Raw genomic sequence first — 15,854 nt, 5'->3', positions numbered from 1 at the left:
TGGAAGGGTTTTAAACCCAAAGCTACTATGTGGGAACGGTTGAGATGGGGAATTCATAATCTGCGTATTGCTTTAGGATTGCTTAATAAGGGATATAGAAATATAAAGTTATGAATACTATACCAGTAATATCAGTAATAGTGCCAATTTATAAGGTAGAGAAATATCTACCTCAATGTATTGATAGCATTCTTGCACAGACGTTTACCAACTTTGAATTATTATTAGTAGATGATGGAAGCCCTGATCGTTGTGGTGATATTTGTGAGGAATATGCCAGGAGAGATGAACGAATTAGGGTATTTCATCAAGAAAATGCAGGATTAAGTTGTGCTCGTAATGTAGGTTTAGAAAACTCTAGCGGCAGATATATATCTTTTATAGATTCGGATGACTATGTGAAATCTTACTATTTGGAGGCGCTTTATAATGCGTTACCTGAAAATAAGAGCTTAATGGGAGTTGTTGTTGGAGGATTGGATAAAATTTCTCCAAGTGGTGATATTCGAACTGTTCATGTACCGAAACAAGATGTTTGGTCTAAAGATAAGTATCTAATTGTGACGGATTTAATAGATAAAAATGTGAGTTATGCGGCTAGTAAATTATATGATAATAGGCTTATAGAGTTGCATGACATAAAATTTGTACCTTCTATTTCGGGACTGGAGGATTTACTCTTTATGTTAGATTATCTAATTTATTCAGACTTTCTATTTATTCGTGATTATAATAATTATGTATATAGGGTTGGTTATTCTACAGAGGTTTTGTCTGTACGCATCAATAGTTTTGATGCTGAATATGCTGCCTTTCTTAATTTTCTAAATAGGGTATATATGTATCAGGATAAGTTTGGCTTGGAAGATGAATCACTGACAAGAGCATGGAATTCTTTAACAGTGTTTTTCCATAAAATAATCTTGTCTATATATAAAGTTGAAAATAACTATTCACGGAAAACCCGTTTGCGTTTCCTAAGTCAGATTCTATCCATTAATAAGCAATGGATAAATAACTTTTTTTCTCCCCAGTATTTTGCTGATAAATGTGGCAAGTTTTTACTTTGTTGTATAAATGTATCTGTTTTTGATTTTTGGATGCAGATTTTGTTGTTGATTAAGTTTAAAAAGATGTTTGGGGCTAAATAGTAATAGCTATGAATATATTATTTATACATCCGGTAATGTTTCATCCTCACCGTGGAGGTATTGAAAGAGTAAGCGATCTTTTAATTCGTGAGTTTATAAAGCGAGGGCATCATGTGCTTTCTTTGCACAATGTTAGGGATGAAAATCGTTTGGGGTATTTATATCCAGCTTTACCTTATTTTTTTCCTTATTCTATTAATGAGACAGAGAAAAATGGTACTTTTTATCAAAATTTCCTAAAAGAACATCGAATTGAAATTATTATCAATCAAGATCCACAGTCATATCATGAATTGTGTCGATTTTCAAAGGAGCTGCCGGGAGTATATACTATATCTGTGATACATCAATATCCATTGGGGATCTACAATCATCTGTTTGAACTACTAATGTGGAGGAAAGGACAAAACACTGTGGTAGGGAAGGTAAGAAAAATATTTCGTTTTCTTAAGTATCCAATGATAAAGCTGGAATTTATCCAAACATTGAAGAGGGAGTATGAAAATATTTTTTCTAATACCGATTTATTGTGTCTGCTCTCTTTGAAATTTATTCCCGATTTGAAGCGCATCTATTCAAAAAGTACTGATCGTGTCATTGCCATACCTAATCCGAATACTTATCCACCTCAGCTGGAAACTAACATTCAGAAGAAGAAACAGCTGCTTTATGTCGGGAGGATTGAGTGGTACCAAAAGCGTGTAGGACGTTTGATTGATATTTGGGGACGTATTTACAAAGATTTTCCGGATTGGGAGTTGGTTATTGTAGGCGATGGGCCCAATCGGCAAGAACTTGAATCCCAATTTTTAAATTTGGAGCATGTGATTTTCACTGGTTGGCAAGATCCCGAATCCTACTATCGTAGCGCGAGTATTTTATGTATGACTAGCGATTATGAAGGCTGGGGAATGGTTCTGACGGAGGCTATGACCTTTGGTACAATTCCGGTACTGTTCAATTCGTTTGCCTCTGTAACAGATATCATTGAAGATGGACAGAATGGAATATTGGTTCCTCCTTTCTCATGCAAACAGTTTGCCTGGAAGTTGGGCGCACTTATGAAGGATGAAACACTGCGTGCCGAGATGTCTGTAAAGTGTATGGAGTCTGTAAAGCAGTTTGATATTCAATACGTAGCCGACAAATGGGAAGAAGTTTTTAATAGTTTGAAAAAAAAATTAGTGTTTTCTTAATAAAATTCGGTGTGTAAAAGCCCGTATACCTGGGGTGAATAGGTAAAGCATTAGATAAGTTGATAGGCTGTAAGTTGTAGTAATAATAGAGCCAAATTTTACCCAATGCATAAAAGATTTTTCGGGAGTGAAGCTGCTGCTTGGCAATAGGCAGTAGCAAGCCGCTGCTGGCAACAGTATAATGAGTAAATGTTTGATATACCCTATCCAATAATGTAAAACAGGTGTTTTGAAACCCTGAGAATAGAGGAAGTAGGGTTTCCAAATCACTATAATAATAAATAGACTGGTAATATTACCCATCAATATTCCGGGTAATCCCCAAAAATAGCCTCCTATAATGGCTACAACTAGATTGATGATTACCTCCGTAACTGGAGCCCATGTATCTTGGAACAAGCCATATCCGTAGATAAATTGGTCGGTAGCACCGCGTGTATAACTGATAAATGAGTTTATGATTATCAGATATAAGATATGTTGGGGCATTACATATTCACTACCCAACCAGAGAGTAATAAATCCATCGGTCAATTGTAGCAATGCAAATGAGATAGTTCCTGCCATCAGAAAACGTATTCCCATTAACTCCCAAAATACTTGTTGGATGCGTTTTACGTTACCTTCGGCAATAAGATTACCCACACCGGCGTTTGTGCTACCCAGCAGGTTGTTGATGAATATGCTTATTTTATCAATAATAAGCGTGTAATTTCCATAGTATGCCACCGTTTTAAGAGAGACAAAGGCATAAACAAAAAAGGGGGTCGTTTGAAATTGCACAAAAGCTCCCAACTTATGTACAAACAATTGCTTGGTATACTTGGTTACTTCCGGATACTTTTTGAAAAGTAGCTTTCCCTGCTTTACTTCACTTTTCAGCCATGGATATACTTGTTTTATCTTCTTATTCAGTATGATAGAGTATGTTATTCCTAGTAATAATTCCATGCCAATCCATAAATAGTAATTACCAGTGTAATATACCAATCCCATTTGGAAGAGAGTTTTTATCAATACGGCACTTTGAAAATAAGCCGTTACTACATAATTTTTTTGGTCGGCTCCCAAGAGGGTCTGTTTATAGTTTGCGAAATAGCCGATCAGCGAGGAGGTGAGGTAAGAGAAAAATGCAAAATAAACAACTCTTAAATCAAAGACATTATTCGGGAAAATAATGGGTAAAAAGCATGCCAATAAACACCCAGCACCAAGAATTATAAAACCGATGCGGCGATATATAAATCCGAATACCGATATTATTTCATTTATTTTTTGTTCGTTATGCTCAAACAGTGGTTTGTATAGTACATATCCTATTGCTGTGCTGATTCCTAATTCAGCTAGGTTCAAGAAACCAAGAAGATTGTTAAGAGTACCTGTTAATCCAATAAAGTCTGCTCCTAATGCGTCTAGAAATATTTTTCTAGAGAAAAAGGATAAGGCTAAACTTAAAAAATAAAAAATCAAATTAACTCGGGCATTGAGTAATGATTTCTTCAAACGAGATTGGTGCATGATTTTATTTCTTAATTGAGTGCTTCAATCTTTTTAGAATAAAATAAAGTTGTGGTGGCATATACCCTGCCATATACACTCCTATGCTAGTCATTCCAAAAAGTTTCTTATCTTTAATAACCATTTTTGAATTCTTTTGTAAATAGGTCTTTACCCATGTGTAATATGGTTCGCATTCCTTTCTCGAATAGTTGGACATTACTGATAGCATCTTAAAACAAGCGATTATAGTTTGTCTTTGAGCAAGATGTATTAATTGAGGATAATTGTCGCTAATGTCTTTTTCTATTTTTTGCAATCTATAGCAAGTGTCATCTATATATTTATGGAAATTAGTTTTATGGAATGTGCGACATGTTGAATTATTACGTTCGATGTAAAGATAGATAGGAGTATCCTTCATAACAACCTTGGATGCTGAAACAAATGCGATATGATTAAACAACCAGTCTTCATCACTTCGTCCCTTTTCAAATCTTATATGATATTTATCTAAGAAATCTTTTCTGTATATCTTTGTCCATACATAGATATCCATTATATCTCGTGCAAGATAAGCTTCAACTGCTGCCCTGTTGTCATAAACATAGGTACACTGAGAATGATTATCATGAGAACGTATTCCTGCTTCATTTTCTGTAATAAAGCTGGCTGCTGATATTTCGGCATTATATTGCTCTGCATTCTCATACAATAGTTGGCACATTTCAGGATATAGAAAGTCATCATTATCCATAAATCCGATATATTTTCCCAAAGCAGCATTTATTCCTGCATTTCTGGCTGAAGATTGTCCTCCGTTTTTTTTGTGGATAACTCTAACTCTTTGGTCTCTGACGGCAAATTGGTCACAAATTTCCCCCGATTTATCCTTCGATCCATCATCTATCAGCAGGATTTCAATATCTTTTAGTGTTTGTTTTAATATTGACTCTACAGATTTTTCCAAAAAAGCTTCTGCTTGGTATACCGGTATAATAATGCTGATTAAAATATTGTTCATAATCTGTCTGATTTAATTGCAGCACAAATTTATATAAAAAAAACGAGATACGGGTTGCTTGCTAGAAAATGATATTTTTTTCTGCTGGGAATGATTCGAAAGAATGTATCTTATGAAAGAAAGGTGGTAAATAGCTCTTCTGCAGCTATAAAGATTATATTTTTCATCACTTCTCTTTCTTCATCATAAAGCACGGACACAGTTTACTCCATTCCATCCGCTCCGCAACTCCATTACCGTTAAGATTCGGACTGAGGTCTCAATGTTCTAGTACCCGAGCTTCCGGATAATCCATCAGTAGCATAGCTACAATAATAATAAGTTCTTATAATCCCTCAAGATAATTTTTATATCTTTGCACATATTTAGTATAAAGATGATGAGTAGCAAAGAAACACAAATGAGTGAAGCAAATCCGACCCAAAGAATTTCATATATTGATGCTATGCGTGGCTTTACAATTTTCCTTGTAGTGCTTGCCCATGTTGGAACTTTTGATATGGGATTGCAAGGTACAGATGCATTTTCATATCATAATTTATTTTTAGAGTTTCGTATGCCAGTTTTCTTTTTTGTTAGCGGATTTGTTTTTTATAAATTAGGTGTCATTTGGAGTCTTTCCAATGCTTTTCATTTCTTGAAGAAAAAAATAAGCGTACAGATAATTTCACCATTTTTATTTTTGATGGCTTCTGCTTATGTTAGAAATATAAATCTGCTTGATGCTATTTTCGATCATAATAAAAGTGGTTATTGGTTTACTTTTGCTCTATTTGAGTTCTTTATATTTTATATTTTACTCAATCAGGTTCTTGATATGCTGAAGTTGAAAGATAGTTATCGTGATCTGCTTCTTGTATTTGTCGGTTTTACAGTATATATGCTCACAATTCCTGTTGTTTTGGTGAAATTTAATATTCCAGAAGCTACAATTGGATTGTTTGGCATCCAAGCTTGGTATTATTTTTTGTTTTTTATAATTGGCACTTTGATTCGTAAATATTTATATTATTTTGAATCTTTGTTGACTCATAGCTCTCTTGTTTTATGTAGCATAATAATATTTTTCGGTTTCAATGTTTACTCAGAAATTGTTCAGAGTTTTAGTCATGCTTTTTTTAATCTTCTAACATCGCTTACCGGGCTTGTATTAGTCTTTACTTTTTTTAGGAAGCATGCTGACGCATTCTCAAATTCTCATTTAGTTGGTCGGATATTGCAATATGTAGGGCGTAGAACTCTTGATATTTATCTTATCCACTATTTTTTTATATTTAGCCGGATGGATGCAATACTACCTAATTTTGGTAGAATGGATAGTCCATTCATTGAGTTTCTATTTTCTATTACAATTTCTATTTTTGTAATTGCAGCAAGTTTGGTGGTGTCACAGATTTTAAGGCTTAGCCCTACTTTGGCAAATTTTCTTTTTGGACAAAAATAACTATTGAATTCCCATCAGATATCGAAGTTTTACGCAAGTTTCTGCGTAATTTGACAGGTAGTTCTGACTATGTCCGTGTTACGTATCCTTATGTTGAGTAAAGGTAACTCTCCTTCTTTTGTGGCGATTGTTTAGGTATAGATGTATTAACGGTTTATCGTTACAGAAATTCCTATTTGCATGGTGGCGAAAGCGAACTTTTAGAAAAACGTCATTAAGAATATTGGGGTCTGCTTGACAGCGGCAACTGTTCGTTCTGTGTGGAGAACTGACTCAACATGTTTATGCGGATGCAAAACGTTTTCAGATGGATAATGTTTGCATTGGGTGTTGAATATAGCATTTCCAGAACAGTTGATTTGTAGAACCGTATAGGTTTTAGCTATAAGAAATTTACGGAAGTTCCGTATGAAGCCCAAGCATTCGAGTAGGAAGCTTTGTCAAGGAACTTTCCGATTTATTTTCTTCAATACCAGATGACGATGTGGTTTATTATGCCGATAGGGACGATTCTTGCTTGGTGAATCGGAGCAGGCAATATTCTAATTGCCTCTCAGTCGGTTTCGCATTTTTATCAAGAAACGGCGTAACCATGGAAAAGTATCTCCAGACTTTAGATTGTAATATAAAGATTTGGAGCTGTATATCATTTGAAAGGTTTCAATACACATTACGGGTTTCTTTGCCAGGCGGTTAATTTCAATAGCCTGTTGCATTGAACTTTCTACAAACAGCATATAACTTGCAGATGAACCATACTCATGAGCCTTGAATGAAGCATGGCAGTTGGCTCGTTGACGAGCTTCTTTGTTGGGTAGATCCAACATAACTAGCTTGTTATATTTTACATTATTTTCAGCTAACCAGATTTCTGTTTCCTTGCGATATTTTTCTAAACGGGAAGTAACCAATGTGCCCACCTTGACACGGGGAATGAAAAGAGGGCGTGCGTTTAGCAGGAAGTCCCTGTAACGCGCATCGTCGTCGTTTTCTTCAGGAGTAGGGTCTGTGCAGAGTACTCCATCTATATCCATACAAGCTTTTTCCAGAATACTGTGGTTTAATATATTCCACTGGAAGAAACGAGGATATTCTAATACTTCGAAATGATAATCAATATTTTTAGTCTGTTCAGATATACTATAGATGGCGCAATATCTTATTTCATATTTATCTTTGATATCTTGAAGCAAAATGCGACATTTATTAATGGCATTACCTGTAGAAATACTGTCATCTACTACCAATACTTTATGAATGCTGGTCATATTGAACGTCTTTCCCCGTTCTCCCGTCTGGTAAATATGTCCGTTGCGGAATGAATCCAAATCTGTGACTGGCAGGTTAAGGTATAGTGCCAACAAGTTGGCTGGAAACATGCCACTTCGGGGAATGCCTACTATAAGGTCGAAATCTCGTGGCAAAATGCTGATATTCTGTAAAATACAATGGTTTAAATCGTCTATGTTGCGATAGTTCATTTTGCTTTTCCTTTCTGATAAATTTCAATAATTGAGTATATTTTCCTTACACTGTGTCCCCAGCTATGGGTTTCGGCATAAGTAACACGTTTTTGGGCTAGTTCTTTGTTGCCCGACTCAGACACTGCTTGGTCAATGGCAGAAAGCCATTCTTCAAGATTAGCCGCCAAATGTGTGTAATCGGCAAAAATATCACGCATTGTATGCGTACTGGTTGCTACGGTAGGCTTTCCCATTGCCAAATATTCATCTATTTTCAACGGATAATTACCATCAGTGATGTCATTTACAATTTGAGGGTTGATACAAACATCGTAGGCCGTGATATACGCTGGCAATTCTTCCACTTTTTTTTGTCCTAAGAAAAATACATTTCTAAGAGTGTGAATGCGATGTTGGCGGAAACCTTCATCCTCCGGTCCAGTAAATACAAAGTTATATTGGGGACGCTGTTCTATGATTTCGTATAACAAATCTCCATCTAAGCGCGTGCTGTTTATAGTACCCATATATCCTACAATAGGATGTGGGATATTTTTTATATCAGCAGGCGTATTGTATTGATGTGATGCTTTATATAACCCCAGATTTACTCCTGTTTCTATAGGATAAGTGTTGGAGTTGTAGACTTCTAGTTCTGCAGCAAAACGGGTAGAATTTGCCAGAACAATATCTGCCGAAGCTGCCAGTTCTGGTTCAAGACGCGTACCATGCTTGCGCCAGTAGGCTTCACCGATAATGTAGTCGCGACGATAATAGATACTGATGGCTGGACGAATAAATTCTTTTAAGTAGCGGCTACGGTAAATATCGGTGTCAATGAGGTGAATATAATCTCTAAATCCGAGAGATGCTGCTTGTTTTACAATCCATTGTCCGATGCGGCGGTTGTTTCTTTTATTGAATAAATTGAATAGTCCAGCTGGCAAAATATTAAAAGAGGGCAATATAAACGGACAGTCCACTACCCACAAATTTTCATTAATCCGCCGCAGAGGAGAAGTGTTGCGTTTTATAACCTCCATACGTCGGAGATACGATGGTGACTTTCTATTTCCTCTCAAATAATTGGAATAATCCATTGGAGTATTAACATAAAGTACCCGGTGTTTTTTAGATATTTCTAGTGCTGTATTCTTGATGGTACTACCTATTTCAATATCCCAAGTCTGTAAGCTAGTAATAATGAAGTCCATAGTAATATTTTTAGGAGTTTTTAAAAATGGAATCATATATTTTCACATAGGCTTCAGCTGTATTTTTCCATGAAAACAGCTTTACGCGTTCCTGTCCATAAGCACTTTGTTGTTGACGAAAATCTTCATCATTTTCCAATTGTATGATTGCATCTGCAATTTCTTGTGGATTCAGCGGATTAATGAGAATAGCTCCTTCACCTGCTACTTCGGGCATGGCAGAGGTATTGCTTGTAATTACAGGAGTACCACAAGCCATTGCTTCGAGCATAGGAATACCGAAACTTTCTCGCAAGGAAGGGTAGAGGAAGGCAAAAGCAGCATTATAAAGTGTTGCCAGATCTTGATTGACAATGTAGCCTGGATGGTGTAAGTGCTCCTTTATCTCTGTAATTCCTTCTTGCTGTAGAAGATTATCAATATACTCTTCTTTTAGGTCGGCTATAAGCAAGGGGCGTTTCACTATCGACGCTTTGAGATAGAGAGAATAGGCTTTTAAGGTGCGTGCTGCATTCTTTTTGGGATCTGTGTTTCCCAAAAAGAAAAGAAAACTTTCATTGGGAATATATTTCTGGATAATGTTCTGGTCTAGTGTTTCTTTTTTATTAAAATGCGTGTTGTACCCGTTGTATACAGCAGTAATTTGCTCATTCGGAAGGTATAGCGCTTCACGGATACGTGTACATTCAAAATGGGAAACAGTAATAATTCTCTTGCATTTCTTTAGAATGCGAGGAACTACCATTTTTCGGTAATGCCACCCCATTTCTTGATAGAGTGACGGACTGCGGTGTTGCCGGGGCTCCAGATAAATAATATCGTGCAACGTTAGCACCAAAGGTGCGTTGCACCAAAGCGGAGCAGTGTTTGAGGTACAGTGCAACAAATCGACCTTCAAACGGCTCACAGCCTGCGGCAGGGCTACTTGTTCCCACAACGGATATGTAGGGCAATGCAACTCTATGATTTTCAGATTGTTTGTCTCTTCAAGACAGTGATCTTCACCCGGGGCAACAAGCACATAGTACAAGTTGCCATCTTTTCGCTTCTGTAGTTCCCGTAAGACTTCCAGAATAACAAAATCCATTCCGTGCTTATCGCAACGAAAGATACGCTGGGCTTCGATTGCTATCTTCATAGATTACGATTTGTTCTCTTTTCTTTTGAATATTCTAGTTACATGGCTAAGCAGAGATGTAACAACCAAAATAGGTAAAGACCAGAATGAATGTCTGAATTTACGGCTTATCTCTCCATCAGGCATGGCCATGAAGAATGAAATAAACAGACATAATAGGAGTACATACCATTTAATTGCGAGCGGCCAGTTGAGTAATGTAATAGCTACAGCACAGAGAACTATATAGGCGATTAGCAAGAAACGCGACGGAAGTAACCATTGCAGGAACTTTTCGCATAAGTCCCACTTTCCTTGCAGGAAAGCTAAAGGAAATTGGACAATCGCCAGCATAGTACTCCGATATTCTGCACTTAACCAACGTTGACGCTCTTGACTGTAACCTGTTGCATCGTTTGTTTTTTTACAATAGCAGACAATTTCTTCCATATACTCTGTGTAAATATTCTCTTTCAAAAGTTCCATTTCTGTGGCTTTTGCCAAATCACTACCTGATAGTCGTGGAGCAATATTTTGGAAAATTTCAAAATCGAACATCATACCAGAACCAATGAGAGCAGAAGAGAATCCTAGTGTTGTATGAGCTTTGCGGAAAAGATTATTGTTAATTTCTTCACTCGTTGCATTTAATACAGCAATACTAGTATTCAGGTTTTCAGTCATTCGGTGTGCTTGTATGGCATCACAGCCGGAATAATAAGCATTGTTGAAAAGTTCTAATGCATTGGGAACAACTTTGTTGTCTGAATTAAATATAGCAATGGCATCGTATTCCTTGGAAGAGTAACGTTCCATAACTTGCTGAATAGCATAAATTTTGGTACATTCTTCTTTGTCGGGTACAACAATATTTACCGGCATTTGCAGTAATGCAATCAAATCTTCTTCAGGCAGCCGAGTAGCAGCAACGGCAATGTCGTATTTCTCTCTTGGGTACAATTGGGTATCAAGAAAGTGATTAATAGATTCAATCACTTCTTTACCATTTTCTAGTACAACAAAAAGTATTAGGAAACGGTGCTGTTTCTTAGCAGTTGGATAGGGGTTCTTATATTTTCGCAGCGATGCCATTGCATATACAAATAGATAAGCTACAGGTATAGCTAACAATAGGAAGAGAATAGCATCTGCCATTTGCAAGGCGTTGTTGTTCTCATCCATCCACCAGTCAGGATTGAATATGGAAAAAAAGTCGTTCATATTAGTATTTTCTGTTATTTTTGTTTATATTTAGTATTTTATTTGCCGGTTTCAACATTTCTGTTAATTGTTGATCTATATACTTGCCATTAAGCAAGACAGAGAGAAAGATAATGACAATGAATACTGTAGGAAATTGACCGAAAAAGGCATTTCCATAGGCACTCACCATAAGGCCAAATATACCGCACGCAATAGCAGTGAGTATCCCTCGTAGTTCTTCATTTTTAATGCGAAACATGATAAGATAACATCCCCACAACAAGGTGGATAAGTAGATTGTGAGATAGAGTATTAATCCTACAATTCCTGTCTCCATCCAAACCTTAACGTAAAAAGAGTCGTGTGCGGTAGTTGTGGTGAGGCGGCTACCGTATTTTATGTTTTCCACCCCTCCCAAACCAAGGCCTTCTCCGAAAGGCTTGTGCCTCAGATAGTTTGCTAGAATCTTTTTGTTTTCTTGGCGAACACGATAGGATGCATCTTTTGTCGGGTTGAAAGCTGTACGCATGCGCCTGATAGACGCATTACTTTCACCAATGTATGTATGTGCAAAGAAAAGATAAACACACAGACCAAAGATAGTAGTGGCTCCCATTAATTTAGGTTTTTTACTGAGGAAAGTGAACAATATTACCCCACCAATTGGAACGAATAGCGATCCACGAGTACCGGATATGAAAAGAGCATACATTGATAGGACTGAGACTATAATATAATATATTTTTGTTGCTTTCTTTTTTATGAAAACTGCAGAGATGCCAAATAGGATACTAGCAAATCCCATATTAGAGCCAAAATTTCCGGCATCTGTGAAAAATGAAAAATACCGGGTGACATCATTCAATAAATGAGTCCTATACATATCGGTCTCAATAAGCATTTCCATTTCTATATTATCAAAACCGACATATTTTTGATAAACAGCCTTGGTTATAGCAATTAGAGTGAATATAGAAAGCATAAGCATAATAGTGCGCACGCGTTTATAGGAAGTCATTACCAAAACACTGATTAAGGAAATAAGACATGTACTGTATATAGTACCTCGTGAATAAACCCATGCTTCAGTTACGGCTGTAGGATTGGCAATTTCGGCAACAGTATATATACCCCATGCCAAACCGCCTATTGTTAAAATATTCTGCGCCTTTTTCCATGAAATTTCACTTTGTTTACCCGAATATACAATTAATATAATGAGCATCAATACATTTGCAATGTCATACCATACACTAAGTCCCGTTCTTTCGGTATATCTAATCCAAGCCAAAAAGAAGTAGTTAAAGGTAAATAAAAAACAGGTGCCTGTAAAGGGATTCCGGAAAGATTGCACAAGTATAACAAGAAAAAAAGGAATGGAGCAAACATACATTATCACATCCCATGCACTGAATAGAATGCTATAGGCTACTGCCCCTAAACCAATGATAAGTATGGATATGGTTGCCACTAGGGGAGATATTGTATATCCTTTTATTCCCATTTATCTCTCTTTTTCGTTTTTGGTATTTGTTAATTACTTAACTGCGGCTGACTTTGCTGTTAATCCTAATTGTGAGATCCGGCTAAAGAAGCTATGTACTGGAGTTTGCGGAGGCAATTCTCCGGTAAAGCTTTCTACTACTTCACGATCGGCATTGTTCAGGTAAAGGAACAATGGAGTTTCCTCCAGTTCATTGACTAATGGCTTCAACCGGGTATCATCGTCTTTGCCCCACAGGCGGGCAGCATTAGCAATTAATAAATTAAAATCAGCCTTTTGGAGAACCGGCATAGGTAATGATGCTGTGGATACAGCAGGGTATTCAACCAGTATAATATCCGGTACTTCTTCAGCATCATTCAATACCCAAAAATCAGAGAGTTCTTGTGCCAGTACATAACTCTTACTTGTAATATCAAAATCGACATTGTATTGTACAAAACGTACGCGTAAATTTTCTGTTTCCCAGTAGTCTATGAAATATTTAGCAAGGAATGATTTACCTTCCCGCGCTTCCATACTAAGCAGGTTGATAACCGTAGGACGTTGTGGGTGTAGATAGTTATTGAGTTGGCGACAACAATATGCAGCTGCAAGCCGGTTGCATGCCTTCAGGAAGCCACGATACTTTAAATTGCTGATGCCGTTGAACGCCGCAATGACAGGTAGTCCTGTCAAACGCTTGCTGCGATCTGGATCGCGAAGTGTGCGGTCTATCAATTCGATAAACAAGAAGTAGCCACTGATAAACACGATACTACCGATGAGTGAAAGTAGAATGTAGATAATTCTTTTTCGACCGTTATCAGACAACGGATATTCCGGTTGGGCAATAATCTGTAGATTGGCAGTAGACATCTTAATATTTTGCAAACGGAGGTGGGCTTCAGCCAAGCCACCTAATTGTTGCCGGTAAGTATCTTCTGCAATACCTACGGCACGTTCTTTTCGTTTTACCTGAGTACCAATAGGGGAGAAATTTTTGTATTGGTCGACAATACTAGACTGACGATCTATAAGAACATTTACTTCTGCTTGGGCTTTAGCTTCATTAATACAGGCTGATAACCATTCTGTTATCATCTCTTGAATACCAACCCCTTCCTTAGAAATCCCATATTCATTCAGATTGTCAGAAAGATGACCAATTCTGCTTTCTGCTTTCTGTAAAGCGTCCTTTTCTTGTGAAAGTTTATTCTCTTTGCGCTGATTTGGGTCTGTATTGAAAATTTCCTGCTCCATAATGCTTTGGTTTAAGGTACTGACCTTTTCCAACTCTTGCAACAGATTGGTATTTGTACGGATTATCTTAGCACGTATATCCATTTTATTTTCAAGCATTTGGCGTAAAGCGGTGGCACTTTCATAGTTTCGTTGTATTTCTTCCATGCGGTCGTCTGCTGAGTATTTGGTCAGAGCCAACGCTTTAGATTGTTCTGGGTAGTTGATAACTTGTTCTTCAACACTGTAATTAGTCAAGTCATCTTCTTCTTTTGTTAAGAGTTGCTTTGATAACTTGACTTGTTCCTCAAAGTAGGCAATGGCATTGTTGGTTGCGCTGAAACGTAATACTTCATAAGCTTTCAGCAATTCGTCTTCCAAAATTTTGAGGGTATTCTGTGTTATTCCTGGGTCAGATGATGTGTAAACTAATTCAATGATATCACTGGTCCCCAAACGTTTAATACTGATTGCTTCTAATGCACTGGAACTATAAAAAGGAGAAGGACGGTTGAATATGGAATAGACAAAGTTGTTACTATTTTCTTTTCGGTAATTTGTTAAGTTTTCGATTGTTTTTTCAAGTGAAGAACGATCGACCAAAGCAAGTACTTCTTTAGGGGCGGACTGAACGAGTTGGCGGTAATGCTTGGCTTGAATGTACATATTATCTTTCCATTCATTACCATGTACAAGGTTAGTGGCAAGTAGCCGGATAGATACTTTGGACAAAGTATTCTTGGAGCGGGCAATATTGATAATGTTGTCGAAAGTACTATTAATATTAACTACTTGGGTTCCATCTATATTGGTGGTATTGGTTACACCTGCATACAAGCTACTACTTACTGTATAGCTAAATGGCAAGAACTGTGTAAAATAGACTACCATGGCTACTGTAAATAAACTGCCCCACAACAACCAATAGCGAATGCGGTAAAAGAAGCCGGATAAAAATTGTATTATATTCATATATCTAATTTACTTTTCCTTGATAATTTTTACATTGGTGAGCATCTCTAAGAGAATAATAGAATTGTGCAAGGTTACACGAGCTTGTGCATATGTAGTTACTGCTCCTGTACGCCGGGAACGTTCCAAAGAAAGAGCAGTAATCCCCATTGTACCGTTTATAAAATTGTATTCACAAATTTTCATTTGTGCGTTGTATAAAGCAGCTGTCTCCGCTTTAGCACTTATGGTTGCTAACTGTTCTGTTACAGCGTTATAGGCTTCCAGAACTTTTAATCGTCTTTCTTCCATTACTTCTTCCTGCATATATTGCAATTGTTCTATTTGGTAGCGATAGTCTTTTAACTTTATAGGACGGTTTACTAAATCTCCTACACTGACTCCAAGGCTTGCACCTATATTATAATTATTTTGTGCACTAGCTGTAGTAGTTTGATACATAGGAGTGAATTCATCACTTGAATTACCAACAATATTATAACGTCCATAGGAATAAGTGCTATTTAATCGTAAGTAATTCCACCAATTACGTTTTTCCAGCCGATACCTATTTTTCACTTGTTCCACCTGCGATTGAGCGCGCTTTACCGTTGCATTTTCAGTCACAGCATCAAGGAAAATAGATAAGGGAGGTAATTGTAATTTTTCAACTTCAATCGAAGAATTTTGAGATGCAAATTCCATCGTATTTACCTCCATTTTTTCATCTTCCGCCTTCAGCATTTCCAATGCTTTAACTCGCTCCTCACGTGTCATCTCTTGTGCAGATGCAGAAAGTGGTATAATGAACAATCCTAAAAGAATTGCATTGTATGCTATGTTTTTTAAATATCCTCTCTTCATTTGAT

General features: G+C 36.9%; 12 protein-coding genes and 1 pseudogene. 3 read left to right on the top strand and 10 right to left on the bottom strand.

Annotated features, from left to right (window positions below):
* Positions 1-110: 110 nt before the first annotated feature.
* Both Q1W14_RS03900 and Q1W14_RS03895 read left to right on the top strand, forming a co-directional pair.
* Positions 111-1,151: a glycosyltransferase gene (locus Q1W14_RS03900; protein WP_300699450.1), complete on the top strand. Its 1,041-nt coding sequence runs from the start codon at positions 111-113 to the stop codon at positions 1,149-1,151.
* An 8-nt stretch (positions 1,152-1,159) separates the two neighbouring features.
* Positions 1,160-2,347, top strand: a complete 1,188-nt coding sequence (locus Q1W14_RS03895; RefSeq protein ID WP_300699449.1) for a glycosyltransferase — start codon at positions 1,160-1,162, stop codon at positions 2,345-2,347.
* On the opposite strand, the gene Q1W14_RS03890 is transcribed toward Q1W14_RS03895, so the two are convergent.
* From Q1W14_RS03890 to Q1W14_RS03880, 3 genes and pseudogenes are all read right to left on the bottom strand, one after another.
* Positions 2,333-3,865, bottom strand: coding sequence for a sugar transporter (locus tag Q1W14_RS03890; protein ID WP_300699448.1), 1,533 nt, complete (start codon positions 3,863-3,865; stop codon positions 2,333-2,335). The two genes, Q1W14_RS03895 and Q1W14_RS03890, sit on opposite strands and share 15 nt — an antisense overlap.
* Positions 3,866-3,869: 4 nt before the next feature.
* Positions 3,870-4,868, bottom strand: a complete 999-nt coding sequence (locus tag Q1W14_RS03885) for a glycosyltransferase (protein ID WP_300699447.1) — start codon at positions 4,866-4,868, stop codon at positions 3,870-3,872.
* Positions 4,869-5,034: 166 nt separating this feature from the next.
* Positions 5,035-5,190: pseudogene (locus tag Q1W14_RS03880) on the bottom strand (N-acetylmuramoyl-L-alanine amidase); the annotation flags it as partial.
* Positions 5,191-5,268: 78 nt separating this feature from the next.
* Between Q1W14_RS03880 and Q1W14_RS03875 the strand changes: the two are divergent.
* Positions 5,269-6,312: an acyltransferase family protein gene (locus tag Q1W14_RS03875; RefSeq protein WP_300699446.1), complete on the top strand. Its 1,044-nt coding sequence runs from the start codon at positions 5,269-5,271 to the stop codon at positions 6,310-6,312.
* Between the two features lie 542 nt (positions 6,313-6,854).
* Here the strand turns inward: Q1W14_RS03875 and Q1W14_RS03870 are convergent.
* Genes Q1W14_RS03870 through Q1W14_RS03840 form a run of 7 tightly spaced genes read right to left on the bottom strand, consistent with a single transcriptional unit; the run spans position 6,855 to position 15,849 of the window.
* Entirely contained in the window at positions 6,855-7,793 is a 939-nt protein-coding gene (locus tag Q1W14_RS03870; RefSeq protein ID WP_300699445.1) for a phosphoribosyltransferase, read from the bottom strand.
* Complete coding sequence (locus Q1W14_RS03865) at positions 7,790-8,989, bottom strand: glycosyltransferase (RefSeq protein WP_300699443.1); 1,200 nt, start codon at positions 8,987-8,989, stop codon at positions 7,790-7,792. Before Q1W14_RS03865 ends, Q1W14_RS03870 begins: the two co-directional genes overlap by 4 nt.
* 10 nt (positions 8,990-8,999) lie before the next feature.
* Positions 9,000-10,127 carry a glycosyltransferase family 1 protein gene (locus Q1W14_RS03860; protein WP_300699441.1) on the bottom strand — a complete coding sequence of 376 codons (1,128 nt, stop codon included), beginning with the start codon at positions 10,125-10,127 and terminating at the stop codon, positions 9,000-9,002.
* 3 nt (positions 10,128-10,130) lie between these two features.
* Positions 10,131-11,327, bottom strand: a complete 1,197-nt coding sequence (locus Q1W14_RS03855; protein WP_300699440.1) for a glycosyltransferase family 2 protein — start codon at positions 11,325-11,327, stop codon at positions 10,131-10,133.
* Position 11,328: 1 nt separating this feature from the next.
* Positions 11,329-12,813 carry an O-antigen ligase gene (locus Q1W14_RS03850; RefSeq protein ID WP_300699438.1) on the bottom strand — a complete coding sequence of 495 codons (1,485 nt, stop codon included), beginning with the start codon at positions 12,811-12,813 and terminating at the stop codon, positions 11,329-11,331.
* Positions 12,814-12,846: 33 nt separating this feature from the next.
* Complete coding sequence (locus tag Q1W14_RS03845) at positions 12,847-15,006, bottom strand: hypothetical protein (RefSeq protein ID WP_300699436.1); 2,160 nt, start codon at positions 15,004-15,006, stop codon at positions 12,847-12,849.
* Positions 15,007-15,015: 9 nt separating this feature from the next.
* Positions 15,016-15,849 carry a TolC family protein gene (locus tag Q1W14_RS03840; RefSeq protein ID WP_300699434.1) on the bottom strand — a complete coding sequence of 278 codons (834 nt, stop codon included), beginning with the start codon at positions 15,847-15,849 and terminating at the stop codon, positions 15,016-15,018.
* Positions 15,850-15,854: the final 5 nt, after the last annotated feature.

Origin of the sequence: Bacteroides sp., assembly GCF_030151085.1 — a bacterium.
In the GTDB taxonomy this organism is placed as follows: domain Bacteria; phylum Bacteroidota; class Bacteroidia; order Bacteroidales; family Bacteroidaceae; genus Bacteroides.
Note: the sequence above shows the minus strand (reverse complement) of the source record. Positions and strands in the feature narration are given on the sequence as shown.

What these genes read in the sequence shown, in the direction of transcription:
- Q1W14_RS03875 (WP_300699446.1), top strand. Translation starts at nt 5,269, where the DNA reads ATGAGTGAAGCAAATCCGACCCAAAGAATTTCATATATTGATGCTATG.
- Q1W14_RS03845 (WP_300699436.1), bottom strand. Translation starts at nt 15,006, where the DNA reads ATGAATATAATACAATTTTTATCCGGCTTCTTTTACCGCATTCGCTAT.
- Q1W14_RS03900 (WP_300699450.1), top strand. Translation starts at nt 111, where the DNA reads ATGAATACTATACCAGTAATATCAGTAATAGTGCCAATTTATAAGGTA.
- Q1W14_RS03860 (WP_300699441.1), bottom strand. Translation starts at nt 10,127, where the DNA reads ATGAAGATAGCAATCGAAGCCCAGCGTATCTTTCGTTGCGATAAGCAC.
- Q1W14_RS03855 (WP_300699440.1), bottom strand. Translation starts at nt 11,327, where the DNA reads ATGAACGACTTTTTTTCCATATTCAATCCTGACTGGTGGATGGATGAG.
- Q1W14_RS03895 (WP_300699449.1), top strand. Translation starts at nt 1,160, where the DNA reads ATGAATATATTATTTATACATCCGGTAATGTTTCATCCTCACCGTGGA.
- Q1W14_RS03840 (WP_300699434.1), bottom strand. Translation starts at nt 15,849, where the DNA reads ATGAAGAGAGGATATTTAAAAAACATAGCATACAATGCAATTCTTTTA.
- Q1W14_RS03870 (WP_300699445.1), bottom strand. Translation starts at nt 7,793, where the DNA reads ATGAACTATCGCAACATAGACGATTTAAACCATTGTATTTTACAGAAT.
- Q1W14_RS03850 (WP_300699438.1), bottom strand. Translation starts at nt 12,813, where the DNA reads ATGGGAATAAAAGGATATACAATATCTCCCCTAGTGGCAACCATATCC.
- Q1W14_RS03865 (WP_300699443.1), bottom strand. Translation starts at nt 8,989, where the DNA reads ATGGACTTCATTATTACTAGCTTACAGACTTGGGATATTGAAATAGGT.
- Q1W14_RS03890 (WP_300699448.1), bottom strand. Translation starts at nt 3,865, where the DNA reads ATGCACCAATCTCGTTTGAAGAAATCATTACTCAATGCCCGAGTTAAT.
- Q1W14_RS03885 (WP_300699447.1), bottom strand. Translation starts at nt 4,868, where the DNA reads ATGAACAATATTTTAATCAGCATTATTATACCGGTATACCAAGCAGAA.